Annotated in this window: 10 protein-coding genes; all 10 read right to left on the bottom strand. The window is 42.7% G+C overall.

Annotated features, from left to right (window positions below; all coding sequences use genetic code 11):
• Positions 1 to 20 precede the first annotated feature (20 nt).
• The gene (locus GLO7428_RS00350; protein ID WP_015186565.1) at positions 21 to 983 is read right to left on the bottom strand and encodes a sucrase ferredoxin; all 963 of its coding nucleotides are present in this window, start codon (positions 981 to 983) and stop codon (positions 21 to 23) included.
• Between the two features lie 2 nt (positions 984 to 985).
• Positions 986 to 1,933 (bottom strand): ABC transporter substrate-binding protein, encoded by a 948-nt coding sequence (locus GLO7428_RS00345; RefSeq protein WP_015186564.1) that lies wholly within the window; start codon positions 1,931 to 1,933, stop codon positions 986 to 988.
• 27 nt (positions 1,934 to 1,960) lie between these two features.
• Complete coding sequence (locus GLO7428_RS00340) at positions 1,961 to 2,839, bottom strand: IS982 family transposase (protein ID WP_015186563.1); 879 nt, start codon at positions 2,837 to 2,839, stop codon at positions 1,961 to 1,963.
• Between the two features lie 225 nt (positions 2,840 to 3,064).
• Positions 3,065 to 5,674, bottom strand: coding sequence for a TonB-dependent receptor domain-containing protein (locus tag GLO7428_RS00335; RefSeq protein ID WP_196797423.1), 2,610 nt, complete (start codon positions 5,672 to 5,674; stop codon positions 3,065 to 3,067).
• A 255-nt stretch (positions 5,675 to 5,929) separates the two neighbouring features.
• On the bottom strand, positions 5,930 to 6,283 hold the full coding sequence (locus tag GLO7428_RS00330) for a DUF86 domain-containing protein (protein ID WP_041918466.1): 354 nt from the start codon (positions 6,281 to 6,283) through the stop codon (positions 5,930 to 5,932).
• On the bottom strand, positions 6,273 to 6,563 hold the full coding sequence (locus tag GLO7428_RS00325) for a nucleotidyltransferase family protein (RefSeq protein WP_015186560.1): 291 nt from the start codon (positions 6,561 to 6,563) through the stop codon (positions 6,273 to 6,275). Before GLO7428_RS00325 ends, GLO7428_RS00330 begins: the two co-directional genes overlap by 11 nt.
• A gap of 72 nt (positions 6,564 to 6,635) precedes the next feature.
• Positions 6,636 to 7,637 (bottom strand): AraC family transcriptional regulator, encoded by a 1,002-nt coding sequence (locus GLO7428_RS00320; protein ID WP_015186559.1) that lies wholly within the window; start codon positions 7,635 to 7,637, stop codon positions 6,636 to 6,638.
• A 93-nt stretch (positions 7,638 to 7,730) separates the two neighbouring features.
• The gene (locus GLO7428_RS00315; RefSeq protein ID WP_015186558.1) at positions 7,731 to 8,717 is read right to left on the bottom strand and encodes an ABC transporter substrate-binding protein; all 987 of its coding nucleotides are present in this window, start codon (positions 8,715 to 8,717) and stop codon (positions 7,731 to 7,733) included.
• Positions 8,718 to 9,668 (bottom strand): sucrase ferredoxin, encoded by a 951-nt coding sequence (locus GLO7428_RS00310; RefSeq protein WP_015186557.1) that lies wholly within the window; start codon positions 9,666 to 9,668, stop codon positions 8,718 to 8,720.
• Positions 9,669 to 9,770: 102 nt separating this feature from the next.
• Positions 9,771 to 12,350 (bottom strand): TonB-dependent receptor domain-containing protein, encoded by a 2,580-nt coding sequence (locus GLO7428_RS00305; protein ID WP_015186556.1) that lies wholly within the window; start codon positions 12,348 to 12,350, stop codon positions 9,771 to 9,773.
• Between the last annotated feature and the right edge of the window lie 62 nt (positions 12,351 to 12,412).

The raw sequence follows: 12,412 nt of genomic DNA, 5'->3' as shown, positions 1-12,412 counted from the left end.
CCTGTAAATAAGCAAACGTACTATTGAATCCGAGTCAGATTTTTGACAATGTATGGTGTCACTTCTGATTCTTGTTGACTACTGCACGATCCTTTGAGATACACCGTTTTGCTAACATCTGCAACTATATCAGCAGTGTAAGTTTGCTGCTCATTTGCAGGAGTTTCAAAGCTGAGTTCAACTCGGTTAAATATCTCCTCTTCATCATGCTCTAAAACTTGTGCTGTAACTTTGTAATCAAACCATTGCCAACCATGCATCAGTATAAGTTCTTTTTCTAAAAACTGAGCCGCCCAAGGTAACATTCCCCAACCTCGATAGACTGATTTGAGACATTGAATCTCGCCTGTACGTGTCAAAATGGAGACAAGCGCCGTTTGATCGAGGTAGCCGTAGTATCTACCTGTGGGAAAGTCAATCGCAGTTGGTGCGAAACGATGTCCGCCGATGTGACTTGCTTGCCAAACACGAACGCGATCGAGCGATCGCTCAGCGACTGTTGCTAAAGTCTGTCGATAAAAAGGATTACCATACTTAGCACAACATTTATCATGGCTGCCATGCGTGCAAATCAAGAAATCTCGCGTTGCGCTTTCTTGCGATGTTGTAGTTGGATGACCAGTCAAGTAATCTTTAATCAAAGGAGCAACTTGCTCGATATCTGCGACGTGAAATTCTTGTTGACTGTAGCCGTTGGTAAGTCCGGATACCTTACGAAAAATTAGAATTCTTGTGTAATCAGGCGCTTTGAGGCTTTCGTTATAGATTAGCAGAAATCTTGTTTGGAGGCGATCGTAATCATTGTAGACTTCTTCTCCCAACTGACGTAAGTTAGCAGGAACACCTGGGGAATCGAGGTCATCCGCTGCCCAAGGTGTGGGACATTCAATGGCAATATAGATTTCATGCGTTGAAGCCGAACCAATGATATCAATTCCAGCTTGACGCGAACTTTCAGCACAGAAAAATTGCGTTGCACTCATTGTTACTTCCACTCATCGATTAAATACTTGTACAAATCATCGAAAACTCGGTTAGCTGCTACCGTAGTCCATTGCGAAACCCAGGCTTCGCCATCAACTTCATAAACTCGGCGTTGCTGAACAACTTTCAGTTGCGACCACAAAGGATGATTGGTAAATTCAGCTAGCTTGGATGCTGAACGATCTGCCATTAAAAACATAACGTCACCATCCATTTGGGGAATTAGTTCTAAGGATAAATTTTCATTGACTTTTTGCTGGTTTTGTGCAGTAGGACGTGCTAAACCAACATCATTAATAATCTGTCCGCTAAAAGATTGCTTTAAGTAAATTCGAGCCGCGTCTGCCCAAAAGCTGACTACCGATACCTGCGTTGTTGATAAGCGATTCCCTAGCTGTTTCCGTAAATCAGCAATTCGCCATGTATAAGTAGTCATAATCTTATCAGCTTCCTGGGTTCTCCCTAACGCTTCAGCATAAATTTTAAACCACCGTTTCCAATCCAAATCATCGCCGCTTGCGACTAGTACGGTGGGTGCAATTTGTGATAGTTGCTTGTAAGCAGGCGCATCCCAATCTAAGCCTAAAATGAGATCGGGCTTCAGGCGTAAGATACTCTCTAAGTCGGGTTGACTGCGCGTACCAATATTCGCAATTTGGGTTGTTTGTGGAAGTAGCGAGTCAATACCCGTCTCGACAAACGTTGCCCCGACTGGCTTGATGCCTAATGCGATAACATTATCGACGAGCCTGAGTGCAATGACCCGTTGGGGATTGAGTGGAACGCAGGTTTCGCCCATTGCGTGCTGTATAATGCGGCAGTTGCTTGATGACTCATTTCTCAGACTTGAGTTATCAACTCTACCTTGGCAAGCTGCAATCCAAATAGTTAATAGAATTGCCAGGAAAAATAATTGCAGCGATTTAGTTGCATTCTTGGGAATCTGCACAATAATTTATTTTAACCTGAGTTCGGGTTAAGCACTTTGAGATAAAAGCCAGTCCATCTGAAGGCTGGGTTTCTTAGGTTGATGGCAATAAGCGATTAATCCACACAGAACGTTAACGCAAAAATTCACAGGACTACGGTGCCTGGAATGTTCAATCTGAGAAATATTCTTGAGTTGGTCGTTAATAGTCTCAATAATGGAACGTTTACGGGATAAAAGCTTGTCATGCAGAAGCATCAACTTGTTTTTCATATTGCGCCGAGGTTTAGCAAAAAACTGAATACCGAAGTCTTCTAAAAGTTGAGCTGCCAGTTTTTGAGAAACATAACCTCTATCGGCAAAAATCTTGCCAAACAGCTGACTAAGTAAATCAGGAACTGGCTGACGGTCATCAACATTACCAGGAGTGATAGTCACATTTAAGAGTTGACCAAGTTCATTGACGACAATATGAAGTTTGAAACCATAAAACCAGTCCACAGAAGTTTTGCCACGAGCCGCTAAACCTTGAAACACTTTGTGTTGAGCAATCCGTCGATTATGACAGACTTTTAAGCTTGTCGAATCTATCAAACCGATACCTGTACATTTTCCAAAACAATGCTTGAGGTAAACGCACAACGGTATCAAGGTCGATGGTAGCCATTCAATAAATCTTTGATAACTCGGAAGACCTGGAAAAGCATCACTCCAATATCGTTTCACTTGATTCAAATAAAAATACTTAAAATTTCGGTAGTGATTCTGATGAAACGCAATCAGTATCGTCATTATCTCACTCCAACATAGACCTTTTGAACGATTACGTTTTATTCCTCCATGACTTAATAGCTTTTTGTGCCACTGCGCTTCAAAAGCCTTACAGAAATCATCTACATGGCAAAACAAAGCCTCTAAACTAAACATAGGGCAGGTTGCTGGATTTGTCGTTATTTTCAGCTTACTACCTGCCCCTTTCCTTATCCCGAACTCAGGTTATTTTATATCCAGTTGCCAATCAAGACATAAATTAAAAGCTAGTCATTGGTTATTGATAACGAGGTTTCCGATCGTTGACAAAAATATTGATTAAAAATTACCCATTAATGATTACCAATTACTAGTCACCAACCACACAAAAGCGACTTGATATTAAAAAGTGATGCGATAACTTGCACTAATCGTTCTACCTTGTCCTTTGTAATTGAGGGGATCGTAAATAGGAGCAAAATATTGAGAAAACACAGGAAAATAGTCGGCATTGAATAAATTCTGAATGCCGATCAGTAGTTCACCTCCGAATAGACTAATACTACTAAAGTAGTCAACTGTTACATAACTCTCAATTGCTGCTCCTTCGACTCCATCTTCAAACGCGCGACTCCGGCTTCCAGAATAGAGCAACTGCAAGCGATTACGCCAGCCTGGTAAGGTTTCATGTTCAACATACGCTGTAAGCTTGAAAGGAGCAATGACGGTGCTGTTTAAAGCTAAAAACTCACCATCTTCGTCTTCATCATTTTCTCCTTCTTGCCAAGACGCACTTCCACCCAAGCGCCAGTTTTGATCAGCTTGCCAGTCGATTGTTGCTTCTACGCCGTAAACTCGTTGCGGGGCGCGGACAATGCGATATGCTCCTCCTTGTAAGCCTGGAAGTGGTACGAGGTCTAATCCTAAACTTGAGTAATTGTAAAATCCTGCCAGCGATGCTTGTAATGAATTCCACACACCGCGAATTCCGAGTTCGTAGTTATCTACCTTCTGCGGTGAAGTGATATCAAGATCTGCTGTTAAACTTGCAAAACCTTCTGGTGGACGGCGGAGAATGCGACCGACATCTGGAAGCGAGAAGCCTTGCGCGAAGCTAGCAAAAACGCTGAGTGCATCAGTAAAATTATATACGGCTCCTGCATTAAACACAATATCATCGGTGTTGATCGTTCCACCTTCGACATCTCTACCATCATCAAACGTGGTATAGTCTTCGGTGTTGATCGTCAAGTTTACGTAACGTGCGCCGCTATTGAGCGTAATGCGATCGCCAATTTGCCATTGTAGCTGCGCAAAAATTCCCAAATCATCGAGCGTATAGGGTGGGATAAATAATGCTTCGTCAATTTTTCGGTAAATCAACCCACCGCTTGCGTCAAGTTCTTCTGGGTCAAAAATATCGAAGTTCTGCGAGATGTCTTCATGAACGTAATCCACACCCCAAAGTAAACTTGCTGTCCGTTCAGAATTAAACGGCGTTTCGATTTGCACTCGTCCGCCCCACTGTTCGGTTTCCCCTCGAGAATTGCTAATCACAGTGCCACTAAAAGGTCGCTCATCAAAAGGAATACCACCGCCAGTTTTAAACAGACGATAGAATAACTGACTTTGGACTCGACTTCCGAGAAGATTTTCGTGCGAGTAACTGAGTGTTGTATTCGTAGTGGTGTAGAAATATCCTGCTTCCGATCCGATGACGGTTGTTCCTGGCGGAATTCTAACTAGGCGTGCAGTTTGAATTCCTGGTATGTCTGCAATGCTTTCATCCGAAATAAAATCGGTATCTTGGCTTAAATTGTAGTGATTGAATGTAAGTTGCAAGCGTTGTTGTTCGTCTAAGTTGACTCCAAGTTTGACCAATCCATCAAAAGTATTGGTATCGTCTAAGCCGAAATTATTGCCGACGCGATCGCCTTCTGCATCAAAAAAGCCACCTGTCCACGTTGATGCGAGGCTACCTAACCAGTCAACCGCGCCTTCTGTACCAGAAAGTGAGTATTGAACATTATACCCAAAACTATCACCAATCAGAAATGAATCGCCACCACCAGCCGCTGCGGTTGTTCCCAGTTCTACCGTCGAAGTCAAGCGGTCTTCAGTTGGTCTACGGGTGATAATATTGATTAGTCCTCCGGTTGCTTGTCCGCCATAAATCGCATTTGGACCGCGAATGATTTCAATTCGGTCAATCGCTTCAGGGTCAATTGAGGCAAGCGGTGCAATAAATGTTTGATTATTGTTCGTATTTTGGGGGATACCGTCAATCACAATCGAAGCATCGCGCCCTCTTAAAGTAAAGTTACTCGGACGACCTGTCGGCTGCGTTGAACCAGGGACTAACTGCGTTAAAATGTCTGCTAAGTCCCGACCAAAACGCGCTTGTTCTTGAATTTGGTCGCGTTCAAGCACTGTGACGCTACGCGGTACATTTTGTAATTCTTCTTCGGTTCGCGTCGCTGTCACAACAATCTCAATCGGTTCATTCTCAGTTGTAGTGCTATCTAACTCTGATGTAGGAGTCACGCTGAGGATCAATGCTTGTTCTGCTGTGCTTACCTCGGCTACTAGCGGCGCTTCTAAGCCTGTAATTGTTACTTGAACGCGGCTTCCGGTGATGTTTCTCACCATAACCGCTGTAATTCCCTCTATAGGATTGGTAGCTTGAAATTCATTAGCGTCTGGTAGTACCAAAACAGCATTGGGAATCTCTGCAATCAGTGTATTGTCAATGGTTTGTGTTGTGGGAACCGATAACGCACCTGTGGGAGTTTCTAAAACAACTTCAACGCCTGTATCGGTAGAGTAGACTTGTACAGATGTGACTTGAATAATTGCTTGTGCTAGTTTTAGAGTGCGATCGCGCTGAAGTGCTGATACACGATGCGAATTCTTTATTTCTTCTAGTTCTACTTCTGCCCTAACCGCTTGAGTGACTAATATTGGAATAACACTTATACCCAAAACAAGAAGTAAATATTGCTGCCGCATCATGCCTCACATACAAACAATCACACTGCCAATTGCTGTAACATCCTTCCTTGCGCTAAGTACAAGATATACAGCTTGCTCAACTGCTAATAATTAGCAATTAGAAATAAACTTTACACGAGTAGTAAATACTTTTGAAAGCCGATAATCTATTTCAAACGGAATACTTTCGCTTCCAAACGGAATTTTTGCCAGCCTTAGAAGTTATATCAATTTTTGATATATAATTTGTAACGCACTGTAGTTAAAGTCTAAACTCTACTTTTCTGTTGTTTCTTGCTCCAACAACGTTTCTAACTGCGGTATTAGAGAAGGTAAATCAGTAAAAACTGTTAGCCAGACTCGCATAATATCAATTTGAAAATACTCATGAGCGAATACGTTTCGCATATCGCTCATCAATCGCCAAGGAATCTGAGGATAGCGACTTTTAATCTCAGTAGGGATATTTCTAGTTGCCTCACCAATAATAATAAAGTCGTACAAAACTGCTTTGACAAGCGTTTTGTCTTGCTCAAAATCCTCAAATGTTATATGAATTGTACGCTGCTGAATTTCAACAATGGCTGTTAATATATCCTGAACCCGTAGTTGCCAGTTCCTAGAAGACACGAATGACATCCCTGGTGACGGGTTCTCGCAAGTGTTCTCTCAAAGCATCATGTGTCCCTAAGTCAACTGCACAACCTAAAACCTCTTCTAAATAATGCTGTACTTGGAATAACTGGAACAGCCCACCTTTTTCAGTAAATTTCACGAGAAAATCTACATCACTGTTCGACTTAGCTTCGTCTCGCGCCACCGAACCAAAGATTTCTAAAGAGTCTACACCTAATTGCTGCAATTGCTCTCGATGCAATTTGACAATCGACAAGACTTGATCGCGCCGCATCGGATACTTCCAAATTTCTTCTGCATCTAGCTTATCACTGGCGAACCTCAAAGTGGCGTAAGGTATGGATAATTAAATATACTCTGTAAAACGCGATCGCCGATACGCGCAGGGATTTTTACCAAATTTCTTGCGAAATGCAGCACTAAACGAAGTTGTACTTGCGTAACCAACGGCTTTAGCTGCTTGTGTAACGTTAGCGTTGCCTGCGACTAATAATTGATAAGCTTGCTCCATTCTAATTTGATGCAAGTAACCGAACACGGTTGTATGAAACACTTGTCGAAAACCCCGCTTGAGAGTACATTCATTCAACTCAACTTGTTTTGCTAATTCTGAGAGTGAGGGTGGATTGTCAAGATTGTTGACAATGATATTTTTAGCATGATAAATCCGGTCGATATCATCCAACTTCAAACGCATAGCATCACTTGTACTGCTCAATTGAGTTTCTGCCAATTGTTCTATTTTGAGCGCAATTAATTCTAAACACTTGCTTTCAAGATAAATCTGCTTCGTCATTCCTTGATAGGGACAGTACAAAATCTGCTCTACTACTAAGCGCATTGCAGGTGTAACTGTTCCAATTTCGCCGTAACATACTGAATCGTCGCCTTCGACAAGCTGTTGCAGTTCCGTTGGAAATCGGTTGAGATCGCCTGTGACGAAATCCTTTAACTGCTTTCTGTACGGTTCTAGCGAAATATCTACCTTTAATATTGGCTCGTCTGCTGATGTTTCACTCACCCAAATCTCTGATTCTAAGCTTGTTCCCCAGGTGACAAAGTTTTGTCCTGTGCGCTTACCGCTACGTTTTCCTGATAGATGAAAGCCAAACTCTAGCCAAGAATCACCAGGAGGAAAATCAAAGATCACATTGAGATCTTCATGCACTTGATAGTTAAAAATACTAAGTTCGATATCACGCAGATCAATTGTGCGGATGTAACCGAAACCAAGCTGTTGAGAACACATTCTTACAGCTTCATTACTATCTGCAAGCGTTATCTGTTGTAAATTACAAGTGTCTTGCCACAGTTCTTCGTAGTCTTTGCTAAAGAGTGTAATAGTCACAATTCCCGTACCATCCGCGATCGCCGTCTATTCTTAGTTGCAATTAATTCTCAGCTTTATGGTAACAAGAGTCAAGTTGTCACGATCGCATCTTTAACTTGGTTGCAGCAATTGTTGCATTTGATTAATAAACACTTCAGCAGCAATTGGTCCGCGAATACGCGTAATTTGGTAATCGATGAAGTAAACTTTTTGATTCTGGAACGCCCGAAGCGATCGCAAAATTCGATTTTGACTCCACTGGCGTTTAGCATTGTCTATCGTATTTTCTCCTGAAGGTAATACTAAAATCATATCGGTGTCAATTTGCGGTAATACTTCCACCGAAAAGATACCGCTACTACGTTCTTCTTCAGGATTGACAACTTGAAAACCTAAATCTGCAAGTAAGCCGCAGACAAAATCGTTGCGATCAAATAAGAATGAACTGGAAATTTCGTTAGCAAAGCCCAAAACAAGAATTTTCTGTTGTGCGATCGCAGGTGCTAACTGTGCTTTGATTTGCGCAAGTCGCTGGTTATGATTGAGAAGAGTTTGCTGTGCTTGCGCTTCGCGTCCTAAAGCTTGACCGATTTGCAAAATAACTTGTTGCCAGCGATCGCCTTGTACCTCATATAGTAGCGTTGGAGCAATTTTAGAATATAGTTTGTAGTTAATTTCAAGGTAATTTTCACCCAAAATCAAGTCAGGTTTTAGTTGCAGCAGTGTTTCTATAGATGGGTTGTTGCGATCGCCTAAATTAATAGGTTGAGTTGTGACGCGTTTGCCTAAATAGGGAATTTGTTCGCTAGGGCGACTAAAGATGCGATCGCGCAACGGATCGACTTCCGCATACGCGGTGGGTTGTATCCCTAGTGATAATAAAATATCGAGTAGTGGCGGACTCAGCGCCGCAACGCTTTCTGGTTGACCGCAGATTTCAGTTTCACCAACATCGTGCTTGACAATTTGGCAGTTTGCTGCTATTGAAGTATTAGAAGAATTAATTTGTTGAATTGTGCCACAAGCCGTTACTAGCAAGCAAGAAAGAATACTCAATGCGATCAGTTTTAGTCGGCTGTAATGTGCGGCTCGTAACACTCAAACCTCTACTAAATTTTTGACAATGCGATGTGGTAGTTTTTCGACTTCACCGTCACAATCTCCGCTTAAGTAAAGCGCCCGACTTTCATCTTCTACGACATCAGCTTGATAGCATTGTATTGAATCATCAGGCTTAATAACAGTGAATTCAACTCGACTAAAAACAGCATCTGCACTGTCTTCAACAATACGATAGGAAATTTTGCAATTAAACCAATCCCAACCGTGTTGTAACATCAATTCGCGTTCCATGACTTGGGATGCGATCGGGTACTCAGAACCTGCAAGGATTCCCCAACCGCGATAAACGTTCTTCAAGGTTTGAATATCGCCCTGACGCGTCAGAATTGCCATAAAAGTTTCGGGTGTCAGTCTTCCATAACAACGCCCATCAGGAAAATCTAACATTGTCGGCGCAAATCGATGTCCGCCAAAATGACTCGATTGCCAAATGCGGACATTTTCTAAACCCAAATCGCGAACTGTCGCCGCAGCTTGTCGATAAAAAGGATAACCATACTTTCCACAGCAGCGATCGTGACTGCCATGCGTACAAACTAAAATATCGCGTGTTGGTGTCGCATCAGCACCAAGTGTCGAATCGTTCAAGTAATCTGGTATTGCTTGCACCAGTGCATAAATATCCGCAAATTGTGCTTCTTGTTTGCAATAACTGTTAGAAATTCCTGGTGTTTGGCGAAAGATAATTAAGCGTGGATGCTGTTGCAGTGCTTCACCATAAATTAACACTACCCTAATCGATGCTTCAGCGTCATCAAGTTTTTCTACAAAAGAAATTAGATTTGCAGGTGCGGCTTTAGATTCAAACTCATTTGTACTCCAAGGCGGCGGACATTCAATCATCACAAAGATTTCATCAGAACTTACCCATCCAATTGGATCTTCTCCTGCTTGGCGTGACGCATCAGCACAAAAGTAGCGATTCATAAACAAGTTGGCGAAAATAAACGTAACTGGTAATTGGTAATTGGTAACTGGTAATAATATTTATCTAGAATTACCCATTACCCATTCCTTAACTTCAAAATGTCACCAATCAATCGAATAGTTAACACTAATCGTACGACCTCGTGCAGCAACGTTTCCAGGTTCAAAATATCCACCATTGACTTGATTTAAGAAAGGCGCGTATTGTCGATTCAGGAGGTTTTCAACGCTGAATGATAATCTACCTCCAAGTAACGGGATACTGCTAATCAAGTCAAGTGTTGTGTAACCTGTTACAGGAACCGGATCGACACCATCATCAAACGCCGCATTGCGATCGCCAACATACAGTAATTGCAATCGATTGCGCCAGCCAAAATCAGTTTCGTGTTGTACGTAAGCTGTTAACTTCGGTGGAAAAACCGTAAATCCATCAATCGCTAAGTAATCGCCATCTTCATTTTCAAATTCACCTCGGAGTAACGTTACACTTCCACCTAACGCCAAATTATTGATAGGTTGCCAATCTACAGTTCCTTCTAACCCAATAAAACGCTGTGGTTGACGCGCAATGCGAGTACCCAAGGGAGATTCTTCAAATCCGATACCGAGTTCTGACTCGTTGTAGAAACCCGCAAGCGAAGCTTGGATATTTGCCCAATTTCCCCGCACTCCAATTTCATAACTATTTACCAGTTGCGGACTAATGACATCAAAATCATCCGTAACTGAGGTGAAATCTTCGGGTGGATCGCGCAAAATTGTGCCAAAAGTCGGCGCGGAAAAGCCTTGTGCAAAACTAGCAAATACGCTGAGATTTTCAGTTAAATTATACGTTGCACCAATGTTAAATAAAACGTCGTCAAAGCTAACGTCTCCACCAGCGATCGCCCGATCCGGAGTCAACCCAAACCCAACCGTTGTGTAATCATCCACACTTAAGGCAAAGCGTTCGTAACGTATTCCGCCACTCACACGCAAAGCGTCGGTTAAATTCCACTGCGCTTGAGCAAATAAGCCAAGGTTGGTAAAATTATGCGGTGGCATATAGCTTCGCGTGCCAATTGCCTGAAAAACTCGACGGTTTGTAGCATCATACACTTCAGGATCGAAGAACGTAATTACCTGCGAGATATCTTCATCGAGGTAATCTGCACCCCATAACACGCTCAATGTTGAGGAAAAAGGTGTTTCAACCTGGAGTCTACCGCCAAATAACTCGCGCTCAATTGTACTTTGAAAAATTCCAGGATCGACAAAATCAAACGGTCGTAAGTCTTCAGGTGTAAATGACACAGGACCATTGCGGTAAAATGCTTGTGCTTGGACGCGACTACCTAAAAGATTTGCGTGTGTATAGCTTACGTTAAAAACAGTCGTGTGATTCCCTGCTTCATTACCGCCAATAACTTCAATTCCTGGAACTTCCAGCGCGCGGGCATACTGAATTCCTGGAATATCTTCGATAATAGGATCGCTGATAATGCGGAAATTTTCGTTAGCTTCAAAGTAGCTGGCACTTATCTGTAGACGTTGATCCTCGCTGAAATCAAAGCCGATTTTACCCAGGACACTTAATGTGTCAGCATCCGAATCTTGGGCAAACTGCGGAATGCGATCGCCCCGCGCATCAAAAAATCCACCAGTATACGAACGCGAGAAGTCAAACACAAAATCCACAACGCCCTGATCGCCCGCAAGCCCGTATTTAAAGAAGTTACCAAAACTGTCGCCTAATAAAAATGAATTTCCCCCACCCGCAGCAGCATTAACACCAACTTCCACAGTACTTAAAATTTCTCCTTCAGGAGGTCGGCGGGTAATAATATTAATCACACCTCCAGTTCCACCATCACCATAAATCGCACTTGGTCCGCGTACAACTTCCACACGTTCAATCGAATCAGGATCGATACTTCTAAAATCTCGCGGTTGGTTTGTTAAGTTTGAACGCAGCGGTACGCCATCAATTAAAACTTGAACTTGTCTGCCTCGAAGTGTTTGATTTGTATTATTGTTACTTTGCGTCGTCGGTGCTAACCCAGGAACGAGATTGCCCAGAATATCTTGCAGGTTTCTTGACTGCGAAACTGTGACTTGTTGCTCGATTTGTTCGCGCTCTACCACTGTAACTGAACGCGGTACATCCTCTACGGCTTCTTCTGTGCGTGTTGCTGTGACGACAATCTGAATTGCTTCTTCATCTTCAGTGATATCTGCGGTTACACCAGGAGTTACAGTGAGTATTAATTCTTGTGCAGCGGTACTAACTTGTGCTGTTGGTGGTGCGTTGACTCCCTCAATGGCAACTCGGATTTGATTATTCGGCAAATTTGTGACTGATAGTGATGCAATTTCTGCTGTTGGATTGACAAATTGAGGTTCTTGTGCATCTGGTAGATTCAAGACTGCATTCGGAATATCTGCAATCAAAGTATTACCAACAACCGACGTCGTAGGTTGCGACAATTGCCCTACGGTTTCTAAAACAACTTCTAAACCTGTATCTGTCTCAAAGACACTCACACCGGTGACTTGTACAGGGACATTTTGCGCTGTTCTCTGTTGTGCTGCAATCCATTCTGCAAGCGTTTTACTCGGTATTTCCTGTGCTGTTACAGATGGAATCGCGATCGCCCACACTGTCCCTAATAGCATCAACCCAATCAATTGTTGCCTCATGTCCCTCACGCCCACACTCAATATCACTCGCGCTGTCAAGCTGATTGCAAACTCTTTGCAAC

Origin of the sequence: Gloeocapsa sp. PCC 7428, from assembly GCF_000317555.1 — a bacterium.
In the GTDB taxonomy this organism is placed as follows: Bacteria; Cyanobacteriota; Cyanobacteriia; order Cyanobacteriales; family Chroococcidiopsidaceae; genus Chroogloeocystis.
This window is presented reverse-complemented; position numbering and strand designations above follow the sequence as displayed.